Here is an 18584-nt window from a genome sequence, read left to right as displayed (position 1 = left end):
TCTATACCAAATAACAAATGCGGTATTGATTGATTAAATCTGCACGTGTTTAGGTTCATCTTTTTTACCTCAACATAAAAAGGAGTTGCATTATTCAAAATACATTTGATAATGAATCTCATGCGACTCCTTTTTAGAATAACAATTACTGAATGAGTTAAAAAATAAGATCATTTATTCTGATATAAAATACGATGATCTTCTAAAAACATACTTTATTGTTTTTCAATAAAAAACGATCTTTGAACCTGTTAAACTGTTCTTATTTTGTTTTTTTAACGTATTGAGTTAAAATAACAATATACTGTCCTTCCACTCTACCTTCAATTTGTTCAGGATTATCCCAAACCAATTTAATATTATGCACAGCGGCTCCTCTTTTTGCGGTAAAATTAGCTCCTTTAACGTCAAGATCTTTAATTAAAACAACTGAATCTCCATCTTGTAGTACATTTCCATTAGAATCCTTATGTACTATTGTATCTTCTTGCACACCTTCTCCTGTTGCTTTAGCCCATTCTAACGATTCATCATCTAAATACATCATATCAACTAAATCTGTTTTATTTAATCGAGTAAGCATACGCCAAGATACTATTTGTACTGGTAAATGCTCATTCCACATAGAGTCAGATAGGCAATGCCAGTGATTTGCATCTGTTAATTCTGGGTTATTAATTTGATCTATACAGGTTTTACATGCTAATACGGAATCTTCTAAACTTTCAGTTATTTTAGGTAGTACTGTATAAACTTGTAAATCGTGTTCAGTTCCGCAAAGTTCGCATTTAGAATTACTACGATCTTTTAACTTTTTTTCAATAACACTCATTACAGATTAAAAACAGCACTTAAATTAACATAAAATTGATTATTTAAGCGATCAAATCCTACTGGATCTTTTTTGTATTTAGCAAAAGGAACTCCTGTTTCTACTTGTAATCCGAATCCTTCTGAAAAGAAATAACGAGCACCTAAATGTCCTCCAAAGTTTCTTAATCCTAAATCTAAACCGGGGTAAACATCTATTTGTTCGGGCAATGTAACTACCTTACCTATGTTTGCGTTAAATCGAGCTTTAAGATCTGCTCTATCTAAAAAATCATAGTCATCACCGTCAATTGGTTTTACACCTAACAAATAATTTGCTACAACTCCTACTGAAATATTTTCTCCTAATCCGATATCAGTTCCGACATTTAAACCTGTCCCGCCTGATTGTAAATTAGCTCCTACGTGAAACTTTGTGTCTCCTTTTCCTTTATAAGCTTCTTGAGCCTGTGAGGCAAATCCTATTAGAGAGGCTACTAAAACAAAAATTTTTTTCATAATTATTTTTTTGACAAATATATAAACTTGTAATTAATTTCTACCTTTTTCATTAGGATAGAGTGTATGAATCGGTTCGCTTTGCCAAAATTGATTGCTCTCAATATTTAAAACCGTAATACAACCGTTAAAAGCGGCTCCTGTATCTAAATTCCAAACATTGGCTTTTTTTAAAGGGACTGTAGCACCTACATTTGTAACAGGAGTATGTCCTATAAAAATTTCTTTATATGCTTTTAAGCGTTTTGGAAAAAGCGGACTTTCAGGACTTATAGCAGGATCTAAACACAATGCCATTTCCCATAATGTCCTATCCCAATAGAGCAATCTAGGATAATATTCATACGCTACTCCTTTTAAATTAGTAAATCCTGCATGTACAAAAAGCTTATTATCTTCTACATGATATTCTTTTAAATTAGATAAAAAATGAATGTGTTTATCTTTAACCTCTCTACTTATATTTTGATAAGCTTCAATAGTGGTCTTACCTCCACTGGCATGCCACATCGTATTTTCATTCTTATTTTGTAACCAATCTAAGAGCAATTCATCATGATTGCCTTTTATATATATACAATTATAATTTTTTTTTAAGTCTATTAAAAAATCTAAAACCTGAGGACTTTCGCTCCAACCATCTACATAATCACCTAAAAATATCAGTGTATCACCTGGTTTTAAAGGAGTTATTGCCATTACTTGTAATAATCCTTTATAAGCCCCATGAATATCTCCTATACTATAAATCGCCATAATTGTTAAAAAAATTAACAAAATATACGGAAAAACCGTAATTTATTCAAAAAAAAAACATCTAATTTCACACCCTAAGTAATCAACTTAAAATCAGCTAATTATGAAAAAAATTTATTTATTTTCAGGTATGTTTTTATTATTTATTTCTCCTATAACTTGTACTGAAAATGGAGATGGCTCTTATTCTATAGATCCTACTGCTAGAATGACTGATGAACAGAGCACTATCCTAAATCAATCTAATTACTCATTAGAGAACGATGCTGACGGAGAACCAATTCTTAAACCTAAAAAACCAGAATAAGATTATACCAAACTTATTCAAACAACACTAAACAACCACAAAAGGTCATTTTAATTAATTTATCGCAATTTAGTAATATATTATCATTAAAAATAACAAATCAAAAGCTTTGCCATTATTTAAAGAATATATCAACAAAGTTTTCCTTAAATTTGGTAAAAAAAACTTGAATAGACGTTTATTACTAATTTCTCTTATGTTCTTTCTCTTTTCTTGCAAAAAGGAGGTAGAAATAGGTCATGATTTAAACATTGAAGATTCTTCAGCTAATACCAATAGTCCTATTTCTTTACAAGAAGACAAGAAAAGAGATGCTATTATAATTGAAAATGAGCTACAAAAAAATACACATAATACTTCCAGCCTAAGAAAAAGTTACTTTAAACTGGCTGGAAGGTATTATAATCTAGAAGATTCCGAAAACTACCTCCGTATTTCAAGAATAGCTTTTAAGCTTGCAAAAGAAGCTCAAGATCCTGTAGACATTGCAAAGGGTTATCATTATATTGGTGATTATTTTTATTTAAATTTCAAAAATGATAGTGCTTATTATTATTTTACTAGATCTGAAAAAAACTATGAGTTATTAAAAAAAACCAAAGAATTAACTCGTGTAAAGTTTTCTAAAGCAGACATATTACTATACGAAAAGGACTTCTCGGGTGCAGAAGTTGAATTTATAAAGGTTTTAAAAATTGCAAAAGCAATTAATTATACGAGATTAATATATGATTGTTACTTAAATCTTGGAAATGTACTGGTAGGCTTAAATAGCCCTGATGAAGCTATTGCATATTATAATAAAGCGTTATCTACCATCAATTTATTAACAAAAGATCCTCAATATGAAGCTCTAAAAGCACAAGTATATATATATTTAGGAAAAGCCTATTCTAAAAAGAAAGCTTATCATGAGGCAATTGTTCAATATGATGAAGGATTGTTATTTTCAAATCCGGAAAAAATTGGGTCTTATACATACTCATCCCTTATTAGTAATAAAGCTTATGCCGAAATGCAGTTGGATAATTTAGAAATAGCAGAAGAAAAGCTTTATGAATCATTAAAAATCCGAAAAAAAGACAACAATATCCCCGGAATTGTACTTTCAAATATTTATTTAGGAGAGCTTTATTTGTATAAAAAGATGTTCCAAAGGCTATTTCTTTTCTTAGAAATGCAAAAAAAATTGCTTCTGAAAACAAAATTCTTGAAGATGAATTAAGAGCACTAAGACTTCTTTCTAAAATTGATAAAAAAAATCAGTATGACTTATACGAAGAATATATTAATTTAAGCGATAGCATACAAACGGTTGAATTTAACAAACGTAATAGTTTTGCTCGAATTGAATATGAAACGGATGAAATACTAACAGAGAAACAAATTATTCAAGAAGAAAAGGAGCAAATTTCTTCTCAAAGATGGCTCATATTATTTGGTAGTTCTGGCATGATTATTTTATTAATCTTGTTGTATAACAACAAAAGTCAAAGTAGTAAAAATAAACAACTTCAATTTGAAAGGGAACAGCAAGAAAGTAATGAGCAAATTTATAAACTAATGCTCCAACAACAGCATTTAATAAATGATACCAGACAACAAGAAAAAAAGAGAATATCGCAAGAGCTACATGATGGGGTTATGAGTAAATTAACGAGTACTCGTTTAAATTTGTTCATATTATCAAAAAGACAAGATCAGGAAACTATTGAAAAATGTTTAAAGCATATTGAAAACATTCAAAATATAGAAAAGGAATTACGTAATATCTCACATGATTTAAATCAAGAAACTTTCTTAGAAAAGGAAAGTTTTAAATTAATTATTCAAAATTTATTTGAAGATTATTGCAATGCAATTAATATAGAATATATATTAGAAATAGACACCAATATTGTTTGGGAAGCCATTGAAACTTCTGTAAAAATTGACATTTATAGAATTTTACAAGAATGTCTTCAAAACACGTATAAATACTCTCATGCAACATTGGTGATTTTATCAATAAAAAAAGTACTTGATAGATTAATTATAGATATAGAAGATAATGGGGTGGGTTTTGATATAAATAAAGTAAAGGAAGGAATAGGAATTAAGAATATTAATTCAAGAGCTAAATCAATGAATGGGGAGGTTAAATTTTATTCAACTATAAACAAGGGTACTCATATTAATCTATCATTGCCATACTAACAAAATTAACACTTAAAATAACATGGACATTAGAATACTTATTGTGGATGATCATCCTTCTATGATTGAAGGATATAAAGTAATTCTTTCATATAACGATTTTGGATACAACATCGATACTACGGCTGCTTATAATTGTGAAAGTGCTTTAAAGATAATAGAATCAAATGCTCATTTTGACGTTGCTTTTCTAGATCATAACTTACCTGCATACAAAGAAGGTCATATAGAAAACGGAATTGATCTAGCTAAAATAATTAGAAAAAAAAGACCTAATACAAAAATAATCTTTCTTACGTCTCACTCTGAATCTATTATTTTATTGGATATGATAAAACGCGTAAATCCAGATGGAATACTCGTAAAAAGTGATTTCACAGCTGATGAATTATTAATAGCTTTTGATAAAATAATAAAAGGAGAAAATTATAGAAGCGTTACAGTGGATCATAATGTAAAGGAATTATTATCCAATAAAGCATATTTAGATGAAACAAATCGTCAAATTATATCTTTACTTTCAAAGGGTATCAAAACAAAAAATATTCCGAACTATCTAAATCTTTCTATGAGTTCTATTGAAAAAAGGAAAGCAAATATAAAAAAGTTTCTAGATATTGAAATAGGGAGTGATGAAGATATAGTAAGAGCAGCAAGAAAAGCAGGAGTTATTTAACCTCCTGCTTATTTAATTGTTCATTAAATTTGATTAACAAACTTTTTATCTTATCATTAATTTCATGAAAATCTAATCGTTCTTTGGTTTGATACATGAGCATCATGATGTATTTTTTTCCGAAATCACTCCTTTCAATTCGTGTTTGTTTAAACGATATATTTCTCTTAGTACTCGTTTATAATAATTTCGATCTACAGCCTTTTTAAAGTATTTTTTAGAAACGGATACCCCTATTTGTATGTTTGTACGCGTATTTTTTAATTCCGCTACTTCAGCAAAAACTAAACGCAAAGGGTATTTTGAAACGGATTTTCCATTTGTAAACAAATAGTCTATCAGTGTTCTACTTTTTAATTTTTCATAATTAGGATAATTCTGCTTCATTGGAACAAAGATAAAAAGTATATTAAAAAGTCCATAATTTATAATAAAAAGACCGCTTAAAAGCGGTCTTTTTATAAAAACTAACACATGTTATTTAATAACAATTTTTTTGCGTATTTTATTTTTGGCATCAGTAGTTACTTCTAACAAATAAGTACCGGTTTTAAACCTGATGAATTAATTTTATTAATTTTTTCTTTAGATTCTATAACTTTTTTTCCAATTAAGTCATATAATACTACTTCGCCTTCTTTACTTAAGGATATCATTTCTCCTTCAGTTACTGGATTTGGATATACAGCCATTATTTCATTTTCAAAACTATCATTAGAAAGAGTTCTTTCTATATTTATTTCATAGTAAGTTTTTGACAATGTATTTTCTGCCACCACACAAACAATAACTGATTGTCCTTCATAGCTTAATGCAACTGTTTTATTGTTTAATTGTTTTACTCCATCTACAAAAACAGTGGCTTTTGGAGACGTTTCAAAAGTTGCAATTAAATTCGATAGATTTACATTTCCTGCTCTTCCGACTACATTTACTCCGTTAATAGCAGTTTCTAAGTTTTGACCTAAATCATTGTTATCTGTAGTTAGAAACTTGTAGCTAATTAATTTTGATTCTGTATTTAAACCTTTATTAATTTTTATCCTGTAGTTTTCAGATAATTCAGCGTTTAATCCTGTTCCTTGAATTGTTAGTACAAACTCTGTCGCAACGTTATTTTCAGTTACTCCTGAAACTTGTACAACATTATTTATCAATGCGTTAGAAAACATGTTAGTCGTAAAATCAAAAACTGCTTTAGTTAAATCAAATGTATCAGATACATGGAAAGTAAAGGACTTATCTGCTTCGTTGTAAACATTTTTTAATTGTCCCACTAAATTAAAATTGCGTAATAATTTAGGTGTCTCAAAAAAGTTTGTTCCTGTATTAATAGCTATAGCGGTATTATCTAAAGCTGATTTATCATAAGTAAAAACTTCTTCTGTTTCGGCTATTGGAAGATAGCACAATAAGCCTGCTTCATTTCCTACAAACTTAGTGTTTTGATTATTTATAATATCTGCTGCTGATCTTTCAGTATTCCAAACTCTGACTTCGTCAATGTTACCATTAAATCCTCTTGTTAGAGCTAAATTATTACCGATCAGTAAAGGAGAGGTATTATTAGCTTTTGGTGCTCCAACTGTTCCAGAAACTAATCTGGCAGGAACCTCCACTCCGTTGATATATACCTTATACTGATTGGTTTTACTTGCTGTTACTGCAATATGCATCCATTCATTTAACTTAATCGTATTTGTTTCAGTATTTAAAGCAAATGATCCAGAATCTTTTGTTACGCTTATAATTAAACTATTTTCTTTATAAAGTGAATGTCCTGCATTGTTATTGATAAATGCGACAATACTTCCTTTATCAAAGAACCTACCAAAACTAGGAGCTGGTGTTTTTTGATTAATCCAAGTTTCGAAAGTAAATCCATTCCCTAATTCAAACAACGGATTTGTTTTAGTAATTAACACATCATCATTACCATCAAAATTAGCTACTTTGTTTGGTATATTTTGTGCTACGTGCTTAATTGTTAAGACTTTCTTATCATTACTAATATTTTGATCACCTACTAATTGAGTATAGGCTTCTATTGTATATTCTTGAATAGCTCTTAAATCAGCTTCTGTTGTGAATGAAACAATAGCTTCACTAGCAGGATTAACATCTGCTGTTATTGTTTGTTTAACTTCTGCACCGTTATTTATTTTATAAGCAATATCAAAGTTTTTTAAAGCAACGGATGAATTATTTCTTAATTTAACGGTTACAACGCTTGTATTATTAAGTCTTGGACGTAAATCAAGAATTTCAACTAGTTCAACGTCTGCTGTTGGAAGTTCTTGGACATTTAAGGTGTATTCTTCAATTTCAAAATCATTTCTTGAAGTTGTTAACCCGTCTTTTGTTGGCCCCTAACACTACATTAAAAGATTCTGCTTTATCTCTAAACATGTGTATAAAACGAACGGCATGATTTCCTGTTGGCACATCAGAAGGAATAGCAACTCCTACTGTATTTTTTTCAACATTTTTAAAATAGTGGGTAGTTCTTGTAGATGCCAAACTAGCTTCGTTTGCTTCTGTATTTACCCAATATTTACCTGCATAATATTCATCACTAAAATTACCATCATTATTTAGATCTATAACCATAATTGTAAATACGCCTGTACTTAACGTTAATGATCTAGTTAAAGGTAAATCTGCTTTAGAAATAGTCACATTAGGATAATAAGTCTTTGTTTTGAATACAGGAATAGATAAATTTTTAAAATCTGAATATCCTGTTACTCCACTTGCATTAGAGAAAGTACTCCAATTTAGGTTCGTAATTGCATATCCGTCTGTATTAACGTTTTGTGGTAAACTATATCTATTGTATACTTTTTTCTCTTTCTTATTATTAGTTAAATTAGTATCCACTTCATTGATACCTGCATTAATTACATAAGCAAATTTTTCATCAGGATTAGTGCTTAAATCTACCGGAGTAGTAAACGTATATTCTTTTTCTTCGAAACCGTTAATAGAGGCTATAACTTCTTCAACTTTTGGTCCTCCATTAATCTGATAAAATACAGGTAAATTGTTTCTAGTATCAGATGAATAGTTTTTAACTGCAATTGTTATGGTGGTGTTTGCTGATTTTTTACCTAGTATTTCGGGTTTTATAATAGATGTAATTCCAGCATCTACAAAAGGTACATAATCAACACAGGTAATATTAGCTACCCAACCACTTTCTGCTACTGCATCATCAGGTACAAATTCAAATGTTAATTCTCCATTAGTAGCGGAAGAAGTTATAGAAGCAGGTATCGTATTTCCTGTATAAGATGCAATTAATGGTGATTTTTCATCTGGTCCATTGTATATTTTTAGAAAATCATAACGATCTTCTAAATTAAAACTTGTAAAATCTACTTTAATTTTTTTACCAGCAATAGCGGGTTTAAAAGTAGCTTTTTTGCAGCTGCTGGGACTGGTATACTTTTATAGTCATCAAAACGTCCTCCATCGTCTGTAAAACTTATATCACACCCAGTATGTACAAGTTTAGAAGAGCTGATTGCTATATCTGAACCATTATTAGTACGGTTAAAACTATAGGTGTTATTTGCTGGATTAGTATCACCAACCATGTTAGCTTTTACTACTATAGCATATTTTCCTAATGCACTCATATTTTGAGTTGTTGTAAAATCATAGCTAAAACGTCCCATAGGGGCAATAGGTCCTGCTATAACTTCATTAATAGGTGCTCCTCCATTTATTGTATAAGATACTGGTATATTCGAAATTTCATTAGCACTATAATTAAGCAAACTAACAGAAACCTTTACAGCTGTTGAAGTACTTGAAAGTGTTGAAATACTAGTATTAGCAAAACTAATTCCTAGATCATCTGTTGCTTCATAAAGCATTATATTGTCTAAACTAAGTGTACTTGTTTTTTTAGATGTAGTATTAACATCACTATCATCCATAGCTGTTTCAAAAACAAGGTTTATCTTACCACCAGCATAAGCGCTTAGATCATAAATAGGCGATCCTGAACCTGCCATTCCTGTAATAAATTTATATCCTTGATCACTTACTAATTCTGTTCCATTAACAAGAACTCTTAAGAAAATTTTATTTGAGGAGAAATTAGGATTTTCATAACGCACATCATATTTTAAGCGTATTTTTTTTCCTGCAAGAGCCGTAGCATCAAATTCACAAAATGTAGCTTTTTTGATATACGTTGGATTGTCTTTAAAAGCATTTGTAGTTGATGTATCACCAAATCCTAATACAGAAGACGCAACCCATGGTGTTGCTCCTGCTACTCCATTACTTGAAAATACAATTCCATTTCTACCTTTTGGCGTTGCATAAGTAATATCCGCTTTACCTGTTGGATTACTTGTTAAGGTAATATTGGAAGGACTTAATGTTTCGAAATCTTCTTTATATGGTAAACTAACAGCTGTTAATTCTTTTGAGTTTAAAGGATTTAATATTATTGCAATTGCTCTTTCAGAAACAGCATTAGTTGTTAAACTGATTGCTCTTACTGTATAAACATCTTTATTTGTAGTATTTATAGCATATTCATTTGTAGGCGTTTCTGCTATAACTTCAAAATCTTCGCCATTAGCACTTAATTTTAAAATTTCATATTTCGCATTAGGAATGACATCCCAAGTCAATTTAAAATCTGTAGTACCACAATTTGTTACTGTTTCTGATTTAAAATTTTCTGGCCTAGGCATTAACGTAAATACTTGTTTAGAAGACACTACTTTTCCTCCGCTTAAAATTCTTATTTTAAAATTAGTTCCAACTTCATTGGGTACTGTCCAAAGATAAGTTCTCGCTTCCGTAGGCAATTCAGCTATTTGTTTATAGTTATTCCCACCATCATTTGAATATTCTAAAACAAAAGGTTTTGCCTCTCCTACATAATCCCAACGAATAAATTCTTTTGTTCCCGGGATTAATTTTTCATTTCCGATAGGATATGTTAATTTAAATTCTGGTCTTATATAATCATACGCTACTGAAAATTCTTGTGAATCTAGTGGAATATTTTTACCATTGATTATGATAGTATAATCCCCCCGGTTCAGGATTATCAATTGTAACCTGCTCTATATTATTTAAATCATCAATTCCTTTAGTTGCTGGATTATTAGGCATAGAAGGATTTAACACCCAAGGTAAATAAATTTGCCCATTACGTAATACTTTTAGGTCTAAATTATTAACCAAAATAGAATTTGTACTCGTACACTCGGCAAGTCAGTATAACATAACATAACTTTTAATTGCTTTGTACCTGTTGGAACAGTAATCACTTTTTGATTATCTACTCCATTTGCAATAGATGCTGTATAAAATCTATTTTCATCAATTGCTTGGACTGCACGTAATCCATTTATTTTACCATATCCATATTTATAATCTGGTCCGACATTCCCTAACTCATCGGCTGTGTTACACACAATGGCTTTCATTAAAGATCCTAAAGGTCTTTGTCCGAACTTATTTTTGTAACGTTCATACAATAATGCTACAGTACCGGTAACTCCCGGGGTTGCCATAGAAGTACCACTCATTACTTCGTATGAATTATTATAACTCATAGAATACACATCTGAACCTATACCTGAAATTTGAGGAACTAAACGCCCATCTGCTGTAGGACCAAAACTACTATAATTACTTATACTTTCATTAGGATCATTTGCTGCCACGTGTAGCGCATTTTTAGAATTTTTAGTAGAAGTATAAAACCCTCCAGCAGCAAGATTTGCTGATTGTGCATTTCCATTTGAATACATGGTTAACAAATAATTTTTTCTAACCATTACCTCATCATCTCCTCTATCAGAAACATCATATCTAGTGGTACTGTATCCTTTATCAAGATTAACACCGTAAGAATTTTGCGTCAATTCAATTCCATCATTATTAGCGGATAACAATCGTTCTTCATAGACTTTTAATCCATTCGATTGAACGTTAAAATTCCAAGCGTATACGGTCGCTTTAGGAGCCATTCCTTTTGCAAGAGGATCTATGATTCCCGCTCCTGCCATAGTTCCAAAAACGTGACTACCATGTGTACTTGCCGACTCATATTCTCTGGTAAAGAGTCTATTGGTTGCATCTTTATGGGGCTCAACATTACCATCCCAAATACCAATTTTCACACCATTACCTGTTAATCCGTATCCTAACCCGTTTAAATTAGATGATAATACATTTACCTTATGAGAGGTTCTTCCTCGGATTATTTTCTAAAACTGCTGGTGCTGGAGCTAATTCAACATTTTGAATAATTCCTAATTCTACTAATTCTAAAATTTTTTGTTTTGATAGCTTACAAAAAACTTGATTAAAATCTTCATTTATTCTGAAATTTTTCAACCCTATATTACGAAAATCTTCATCTAAACGTTTTTTAGTACCATCTTTATGATACGTAATTACTAAATCTAGTAATTCTCCTTCCTTAGCATAAGTAGGAATATCATTTTCAACAATTTCCGATGCGATTTTGTGTTCTGGTTTGAGCACAAAAATTGTTTTAATATCAGAATTGTTAACATTCTTCTCATAAAAACCAGGTGTTAATCTAGCATAGTAAGCGTTATCCGAAAAATAGCTTAATAAATTAATTCCTTTTTGAGATAAACTTTTTTGCTCATTTTTACTCAAAGGTTTTTTAAATTGTACGATCAAAACGGGATCTTCTGTACTTTTTTTTCTTGCAGAAATCATTTTTTCTTTTGAATAAGCTGACTTTAATTTCCTGAAATCATCAGTCGAATTTATTCTATTACCGTTGATAGTTATAAAATTTCCATCTTGGGCAAAACTAAAAAATGAAAATGCAAAGAAACTAAAGCTTAGTAATTTTCTTCTCATTTTATTATTTTTTTCGCAAATCTACCAAAAAATAATAAAATAAAAAATTACAAGATAAAAAACAAATAAATTACATAAAAATAAACCCAAAAGAATAAAAAAAAGCAATCCAAAATTAGATTGCTTTTTTTCCTTTTATTAGACTATTCCTATATTATTTTACTCAACCTTATAGGTTTTTCCATCAGCAACACTTTCTATAAACCTAGCTAATGATTCTTTTGTATGTATGGTTTTATCATATTCAATTGTAGCCAATTTTGTGTTAAAATCAACTTTAGCTTTCTGAATACCGTCTAATTCGTTTAATTTATTTTCAATAGTCTTAGCACATCCAATAGCACAAGTCATTCCTTTTATTTTTAATGTTGTTTTTTCTATTTTGGCTAATTCTTTTTGAACATTTGATTCCGAATTTGAATATGTTGCTTTGTTTTCTTCTTTACAGCCAATAAGGATAACTGTAGTAGCTATCATACAAAATAGTTTATTCATAATTTCTATTTTTAAATTATCTGTAACAAAAATATACATATTTGATAGTGTAATTAAAAATTTTAGTAGATTTTTGGCTTTTAAATTTTTCATTATGCTGAACAAAAACAACAAATGGCTTCTTTTATTTTTACTATCTTTAATTTGGGGTAGTTCGTTTATTTTAATAAAAAGAGGACTGGTTGGGCTGAATCCTTTTCAATTAGGTGCTTTACGTCTTGTTTTTGCTTTTATTTTTTTAATATTTATTGGTTTCAAATCTCTTTTAAAGATTCCTTCTTACAAATGGAAATACGTAGCCTTAACTTCTTTATTTGGAAATGGTTTACCCGTATTTCTTTTTGCATACGCACAAACTGGAATGAAAAGTGGCGTAAGTGGTGTACTTAATTCTTTAACTCCTCTTTACACTTTATTAATAGGTGTTTTGGCTTTTGGCTTAAGTTTTGTGAGAAATCAGATTACAGGGATATTATGGGGACTTATGGGGTGCTTATTTTTAGTGTATTTTGGAAAAGAAACCAATGGTGAAACTCATTATTTTCATGCTTTATTAGTTGTTATTGCTACTATTTGTTATGCTTTGAATGTAAATTTAATCAAGAAGTATTTACCTGATGTTAGTCCTCTCAGTATTTCTACAGGGAATTTTACGATCATGTTAATTCCTGCTCTTTTCATTTTATTCTATAATGGGTATGGAGAAATTATCACACAACCTGAAACTATAAAATCAACTCTTTTCATATTATTGTTAGGTATGATAGGAACGGGTATTGCCAATATCTTATATTATCAACTCATACAAATATCTTCTCCTTTATTTGCTTCATCAGTTACATATTTTATTCCTATTGTAGCGTTAAGTTGGGGAATATTAGATGGTGAAAATATCAATTTCATGCAACTGATTAGTGCTGGAATTATACTAAGTGGGGTATACTTGGCTAATAAAAAATAAAAGGTATTCTAAATTAAACCCAGATTCCGCATTAGACCCGAGCGTAGCGAATAGACGAAGTAAATCTATTCCACTTTATTTTTCTTCCAATTCAAGCACGTACTCCAATTTTAATCATCAAAATAGTTCACTATTTCTTCTTCTAAAATTTTCCGTGAGCACTTGAATTTATTGAAAAAATTTGTTTCACAACGAAGTCTAATGCGGAATCTGGGATTATTTTTTATTGGATTGCTTTTACAACAGCTTTTTCGGCTTCTTTTCTGGATCCATCAAATCCATCAATACCTGAAACTGTGGTATATTTTAAGACGTATTTTTTACCAGGATTTAACTTGTTATAAACACTCTGACACATGAGGGTTGCCTCATGAAAACCACACAGTATTAATTTTAGTTTACCCGGATATATATTTACATCTCCTATAGCATAAATACCCTCTATATTGGTTTGATAGTCTAATGCGTTATTTACTTTTATTGCATTTTTTTCAATTTCAAGGCCCCAATTAGCAATCGGCCCTAATTTAGGCGTTAATCCAAAAAGAGGGATAAAGTAATCACAAATTACATTCATTCTAGCTGTACCTACTTGAATGTCTACAGACTCGATTCGTTCAGAGCCTTTAAAGCCACAAACTTCTGCTTCTGTAATCAATTTTATTTTTCCTTTTTGTTTTAGTTCTTGTACTTTTTCAACTGAATCTAAAGCCCCTCTAAATTCGTTACGACGGTGTACTAATGTTACTTCTGATGCTACATTTGATAGGAAGATAGTCCAATCAAGAGCGGAATCTCCTCCTCCAGAAATTACAATTTTTTTATTGCGGAATTTTTCAGGATCTTTTACAAAATATTCAATTCCTCTGTCTTCTTGCTCGTAAAATTCTAAATCTTTTAAGGCTGGTTTTCTTGGTTCAAAAATCCCTAGTCCTCCTGCAATAGCTACTGCTTTAGCATGATGCTCTGTTCCTTTATTAGTGGTTACTATAAAGGTTCCGTCTTCTAATTTTTGGATTTTTTCAGCTACTTCATTTAAGGTAAAACCAGGTTGAAATTGCTTGATTTGTTCCATCAGGTTATCTACTAAATCACCCGCGTTTACAGAGGGAAAACCAGGAATATCAAAAATAGGTTTTTTGGGATATAGTTCGGTAAGTTGTCCTCCTGGTTGAGGCAAACCATCTATTAAATGGCATTTTAACTTTAGCAATCCTGCTTCAAAAACGGTAAAAAGTCCTGTGGGGCCTGCACCTATAATAAGTATATCTGTTTCTATCATTTCTTTTAAATTTTAAAACGAAAATTAAGACTTTAAAGTTCTATCAAATATCTGATGTAACTCATGATATTTATCAATAAAAAGGTCTTTATTTATGGTTCTTTTTATTGATTAACGTTAATGACACTTTCAATTTGTGGAGCATATTTTTTTATTGTTGTTTCTACTCCTGCTTTTAGTGTACTGATGCTTAAATTACAATTTGTACAAGCTCCTTCTAATCGAACTTTAACTAATTTTTCGTCTTCAATGCTAATTAGCGTTATATCTCCTCCATCTGATTTAAGAAAAGGACGTATTTCATCTAAAGCTTTTATAACGTTTTGTTCTAATTCTTTATTTGTCATCTTTTTTCAATTGTTTTGTATGGTTTAAGACCATAAAATTGGTTTACTGTGACTATTTTTTAGTGGCTGAACATCCAGCCATTGTTGTTATTTTAATAGCTTCTGTAGGAGGAAGGTCTTCGTTTCTCTTAACTGTTTCTGCTACTACATTTCGGGCAATTTCTTCAAATATTTTTTCTAAAGGGGAAGCTGTTTGTAAAGCTACTGGTCTACCATAGTCACCTGCTTCTCGAATGCTTTGTACAATTGGTACTTCTCCAAGAAACGGTACTTGTAAATCCTCGGCTAGATTTTTAGCTCCTTCTTTTCCAAAAATATAATATTTATTGTTTGGTAATTCTTCTGGTGTAAAGTATGCCATATTTTCAATAATTCCTAGTACGGGTACATGAATGCTTTCTGATAAAAACATGGATACTCCTTTTTAGCATCTGCTAATGCAACCGCTTGTGGAGTACTTACCACTACGGCTCCTGTAATTGGTAAGGATTGCATGATTGATAGATGAATATCTCCTGTTCCGGGAGGTAAATCTATTAGTAAAAAGTCTAACTCTCCCCAAGCTGCATCAAAAATCATTTGGTTTAATGCTTTTGCTGCCATGGGACCTCTCCAGATTACGGCTTGACTAGGTGCTGTAAAAAATCCAATAGAGAGTAATTTTATTTCATAGCTTTCTATTGGTTTCATTTTAGATTTTCCTTCTATTTCTACTGATATTGGTTTTTCATTTTCAACATCAAACATGATAGGCATAGATGGTCCGTATACATCGGCATCTAAAACCCCCACTTTAAAGCCCATTTTACCTAAAGTAACAGCTAAATTTGCTGTAACTGTTGACTTACCGACTCCTCCTTTACCTGAAGCAACGGCAATAATATTGGATATTCCAGGAATGGTTTTTCCTTTTATTTCATTTTTTTCTGGCACTTCTACTTTGACATTTACTTTTACTGTAATTTCAGGGGAAAATGTTTGATGAATTAACCTACGAATATCGTCTTCTGTTCTTTTTTTTATGTGCATGGCGGGAGTTGCTAAAGTAACGTCTACAATAACTTCGTCTCCAAAAGTTAATACATTTGTAACAGCACCACTTTCAACCATATTTTTTCCTTCACCTGCGATGGATATACTTTCTAATGCTTTTAATATTTCTTTTCTATCTAGTTTCATTTTAATAACTATTAACAGTCTACTAAGTACTTTATCTTTATTTAAACTGATTTTAGATTGCAAAGATAATGAGAAGTTTAGGAGTTTAAAACTTTAGAGGTTTAAAAGTTTTTATGTTGTAATAAATGAAAACAATAAACTTGTAATTTTGAATAATTTTGGTGTTTATTATGACTTTATTGAGGGTTCCCAAAAATGTTTTTTAAAGTCTATAATTTGATTATTCATTACTTTTATTCCCTCATTTTCTAATAATTGTTGCATTAAACTAGATCCTTCAAAATGATGTTTGCCTGTTAACACTCCGTTTCTATTGACTACTCGATGCGCTGGAACATCATTCATATCATGGCAAGCATTCATTGCCCAACCTACCATTCTAGCGGATCTGGCAGTACCAAGAGCTCTTGCTATAGCGCCATATGATGTTACTTTTCCATAAGGAATTTGTCTTACTATTTCGTAAACTCGTTCAAAAAAATTTTGATCAAATGTTTTGGCTACTACCATTTGTATAATGTAAAAAGAGCTATTATTCCAGTAACTGTGGCTATAATAAAATTAACATTTTTTATAAAAAATGAAATTTTATTTTCCCATTTTTTAAAAAGGAAGGCGTATAAAACATACACTAAAGCACTTCCTAATGTAACACCTGAAACATAGGCTATACCTACAAGAGGGGTAAAAAAATCAGGAATAAATGCAGAAAAGTACAGACTTAAAAATGCGTAATAAGGGATAGGAAAAACATTTAATATGGATAATGTAATTCCTTGATAAAAAGGAGAAAATTTACTTTTTGTATCGCTTGTTTCTAATTTACTTGCTTGAATTACGTTTTGTATTCCTTTTCCTAGAAAAAATATAGTAAGTGCAATAAATATAATTATTCCTACTAATTTTAAGTTTTTTGTTAACTTTGGATGGTCTTGAAAAAAGGTAGCAAAATAAAATCCTAAAAAGCTTTGTACTACTACTATAATAGACACGCCTAATATAAATTCTTTAGCCCTTTTTATAGATTTTTTAATACTAATAGCAGCTACACGCATATTAAGCATGCCGGTGGTAAAACTCCCATACTTGAAAAAAAAGTGGCTAAAAAAAAGGCTAAAAGAATAGACATTTTATATTATTTAGTTTAGTTGAACTCGTTCAGGATAAAATCTATTGATTTTCTGATCGAAAATAATGATTAGGTATTTTATTTTTCTTTTAAATAAGTTTCTTATAAATCAAAAGGATATTTTTTTATAAATTAAAATAGTTTTATTGATTTGTTTAAACATGTCGTTGCTTCAAAAAGTTTCAATTTTTCGATACTGTTAATTCCAAAATCTAGACAAATTTTAGTTTCAAAAACTAATCATTTTATAAAATGGTTACGGGCAATAGTTTATTCTATTTCATCAAATTCACTGATTCCAACATGGTTGTCAACTAATATCATTTTAGGTCTACCCATAATAAGACCTAAATTAATGCTACATTTAACAAAATATTCTTTTCCTTTTTCGATATTGATTTTTATTTCTTCTTTCGTTTCTAAAGCTGCATAAAAGCTTTGGTCTCCAAAATTTTCGGTTTTATAAACAAATTTTTGTCCATTTCTTAATCTACCAATTATAGAATCATTTGCGTTTTTGATACTGTAACCTAATAATGCTCCTACTCCAAGACTTGGTCTATAAAAATGAATCAGGGCGTAATCACTATTTTCTGGTAGTCTGGATTTATTATTCTTCTCTTCTATTCCTTTTATTTTTGCGAGAAATTCCGAATCAAAATTTCTATATATCTTGGCTTTAATTCTATAACAGCTACTTACTAAAACATTTGGTTTTTTTACTTCAATTAATTGTATCATATTTCCGCCTGCATTTTTGGCTGCATTTTTGGCATCTGTAATGACTTTGTCATATCCACAGTCAGTGGTAAATCCAGTATCCCCAATTTTGACATCTCCAATAAATTCTGAATTATTTGGTAAAATATCTTCTCCTTTTAACACTATTACTTGACTATTGTCATTTAATTTTTGATAGCTTTTATTTGTTAATTTGGTAGAAATACTGGTTGAACAGCTTGATATTATAAAAACAGTTAGTAAAAATAATACCTTTTTCATTTTCTTCATTTTTAATTGTTTTTTAGGTTAATTTTCTTTCAGCATCTCT

At 30.2% G+C, this 18584-nt stretch carries 20 protein-coding genes and 2 pseudogenes; 5 read left to right on the top strand and 17 right to left on the bottom strand.

The window, feature by feature from the left end; translation table 11 throughout:
• Window positions 1-262 precede the first annotated feature (262 nt).
• Genes JJC05_RS09720 through JJC05_RS09710 form a run of 3 tightly spaced genes read right to left on the bottom strand, consistent with a single transcriptional unit; the run spans window position 263 to window position 2085 of the window.
• The gene (locus JJC05_RS09720) at window positions 263-832 is read right to left on the bottom strand and encodes a PhnA domain-containing protein (RefSeq protein WP_105195585.1); all 570 of its coding nucleotides are present in this window, start codon (window positions 830-832) and stop codon (window positions 263-265) included.
• Window positions 832-1329 carry a DUF6646 family protein gene (locus tag JJC05_RS09715; protein WP_164849089.1) on the bottom strand — a complete coding sequence of 166 codons (498 nt, stop codon included), beginning with the start codon at window positions 1327-1329 and terminating at the stop codon, window positions 832-834. The genes JJC05_RS09720 and JJC05_RS09715 overlap by 1 nt, the downstream gene beginning before the upstream one ends.
• Before the next feature lie 33 nt (window positions 1330-1362).
• On the bottom strand, window positions 1363-2085 hold the full coding sequence (locus JJC05_RS09710) for a metallophosphoesterase family protein (protein ID WP_105195584.1): 723 nt from the start codon (window positions 2083-2085) through the stop codon (window positions 1363-1365).
• Window positions 2086-2188: 103 nt separating this feature from the next.
• Between JJC05_RS09710 and JJC05_RS09705 the strand changes: the two genes are divergently transcribed.
• The 4 genes from JJC05_RS09705 to JJC05_RS09690 all read left to right on the top strand — a co-directional run bounded on the left by JJC05_RS09705 (window position 2189) and on the right by JJC05_RS09690 (window position 5264).
• A complete protein-coding gene (locus tag JJC05_RS09705; protein ID WP_105195583.1) occupies window positions 2189-2392 on the top strand; it encodes a hypothetical protein in 204 nt (67 codons plus the stop codon).
• A 166-nt stretch (window positions 2393-2558) separates the two neighbouring features.
• On the top strand, window positions 2559-3617 hold the full coding sequence (locus JJC05_RS09700; RefSeq protein WP_235877320.1) for a tetratricopeptide repeat protein: 1059 nt from the start codon (window positions 2559-2561) through the stop codon (window positions 3615-3617).
• A 227-nt stretch (window positions 3618-3844) separates the two neighbouring features.
• Window positions 3845-4588: a sensor histidine kinase gene (locus tag JJC05_RS09695; RefSeq protein WP_235877319.1), complete on the top strand. Its 744-nt coding sequence runs from the start codon at window positions 3845-3847 to the stop codon at window positions 4586-4588.
• A gap of 22 nt (window positions 4589-4610) precedes the next feature.
• On the top strand, window positions 4611-5264 hold the full coding sequence (locus JJC05_RS09690; RefSeq protein ID WP_088391236.1) for a response regulator: 654 nt from the start codon (window positions 4611-4613) through the stop codon (window positions 5262-5264).
• Here JJC05_RS09690 and rnpA read toward each other — a convergent pair.
• The 8 genes and pseudogenes from rnpA to JJC05_RS09650 all read right to left on the bottom strand — a co-directional run bounded on the left by rnpA (window position 5257) and on the right by JJC05_RS09650 (window position 12635).
• Window positions 5257-5651 (bottom strand): annotated as a pseudogene (gene rnpA / locus JJC05_RS09685) (ribonuclease P protein component). The gene JJC05_RS09690 and the pseudogene rnpA sit on opposite strands and share 8 nt — an antisense overlap.
• Window positions 5652-5794: 143 nt before the next feature.
• Window positions 5795-7228 (bottom strand): LamG domain-containing protein, encoded by a 1434-nt coding sequence (locus JJC05_RS09680; RefSeq protein ID WP_258929695.1) that lies wholly within the window; start codon window positions 7226-7228, stop codon window positions 5795-5797.
• A 367-nt stretch (window positions 7229-7595) separates the two neighbouring features.
• Window positions 7596-8651, bottom strand: coding sequence for a CUB domain-containing protein (locus JJC05_RS19135; RefSeq protein WP_508625130.1), 1056 nt, complete (start codon window positions 8649-8651; stop codon window positions 7596-7598).
• Window positions 8642-10345 (bottom strand): hypothetical protein, encoded by a 1704-nt coding sequence (locus JJC05_RS09670; protein WP_235877317.1) that lies wholly within the window; start codon window positions 10343-10345, stop codon window positions 8642-8644. Before JJC05_RS09670 ends, JJC05_RS19135 begins: the two co-directional genes overlap by 10 nt.
• Window positions 10299-10478 (bottom strand): hypothetical protein, encoded by a 180-nt coding sequence (locus JJC05_RS09665; RefSeq protein WP_235877316.1) that lies wholly within the window; start codon window positions 10476-10478, stop codon window positions 10299-10301. Before JJC05_RS09665 ends, JJC05_RS09670 begins: the two co-directional genes overlap by 47 nt.
• Window positions 10463-11422 carry a S8 family serine peptidase gene (locus JJC05_RS09660; protein WP_235877315.1) on the bottom strand — a complete coding sequence of 320 codons (960 nt, stop codon included), beginning with the start codon at window positions 11420-11422 and terminating at the stop codon, window positions 10463-10465. The genes JJC05_RS09665 and JJC05_RS09660 overlap by 16 nt, the downstream gene beginning before the upstream one ends.
• A gap of 58 nt (window positions 11423-11480) precedes the next feature.
• On the bottom strand, window positions 11481-12140 hold the full coding sequence (locus tag JJC05_RS09655) for a DUF8729 domain-containing protein (RefSeq protein WP_235877314.1): 660 nt from the start codon (window positions 12138-12140) through the stop codon (window positions 11481-11483).
• Between the two features lie 159 nt (window positions 12141-12299).
• Window positions 12300-12635, bottom strand: coding sequence for a heavy-metal-associated domain-containing protein (locus tag JJC05_RS09650; protein ID WP_088391244.1), 336 nt, complete (start codon window positions 12633-12635; stop codon window positions 12300-12302).
• A gap of 94 nt (window positions 12636-12729) precedes the next feature.
• On the opposite strand from JJC05_RS09650, the gene JJC05_RS09645 reads away from it, so the two are divergent.
• Window positions 12730-13596 (top strand): DMT family transporter, encoded by an 867-nt coding sequence (locus tag JJC05_RS09645; protein ID WP_105195579.1) that lies wholly within the window; start codon window positions 12730-12732, stop codon window positions 13594-13596.
• Window positions 13597-13819: 223 nt separating this feature from the next.
• Here the strand turns inward: JJC05_RS09645 and JJC05_RS09640 are convergent, their stop codons facing one another.
• The 6 genes and pseudogenes from JJC05_RS09640 to JJC05_RS09615 form a co-directional block, all read right to left on the bottom strand.
• Entirely contained in the window at window positions 13820-14878 is a 1059-nt protein-coding gene (locus tag JJC05_RS09640; RefSeq protein WP_105195578.1) for an NAD(P)/FAD-dependent oxidoreductase, read from the bottom strand.
• A gap of 104 nt (window positions 14879-14982) precedes the next feature.
• Entirely contained in the window at window positions 14983-15225 is a 243-nt protein-coding gene (locus tag JJC05_RS09635; RefSeq protein ID WP_088392588.1) for a NifU family protein, read from the bottom strand.
• 52 nt (window positions 15226-15277) lie between these two features.
• Window positions 15278-16404 (bottom strand): annotated as a pseudogene (locus JJC05_RS09630) (Mrp/NBP35 family ATP-binding protein).
• A 168-nt stretch (window positions 16405-16572) separates the two neighbouring features.
• Window positions 16573-16914, bottom strand: a complete 342-nt coding sequence (locus tag JJC05_RS09625; RefSeq protein WP_088392592.1) for an MGMT family protein — start codon at window positions 16912-16914, stop codon at window positions 16573-16575.
• Window positions 16908-17459, bottom strand: a complete 552-nt coding sequence (locus JJC05_RS09620; RefSeq protein WP_235877313.1) for a lysine transporter LysE — start codon at window positions 17457-17459, stop codon at window positions 16908-16910. Before JJC05_RS09620 ends, JJC05_RS09625 begins: the two co-directional genes overlap by 7 nt.
• 344 nt (window positions 17460-17803) lie before the next feature.
• Window positions 17804-18535: a hypothetical protein gene (locus JJC05_RS09615; RefSeq protein ID WP_105195576.1), complete on the bottom strand. Its 732-nt coding sequence runs from the start codon at window positions 18533-18535 to the stop codon at window positions 17804-17806.
• Window positions 18536-18584: the final 49 nt, after the last annotated feature.

It is taken from the genome of Flavobacterium davisii (assembly GCF_019565505.1).
Lineage (GTDB): Bacteria > Bacteroidota > Bacteroidia > Flavobacteriales > Flavobacteriaceae > Flavobacterium > Flavobacterium davisii.
The sequence above is the reverse complement of the archived record's forward strand: the minus strand, read 5'-3'. Positions and strand labels throughout refer to the sequence as shown.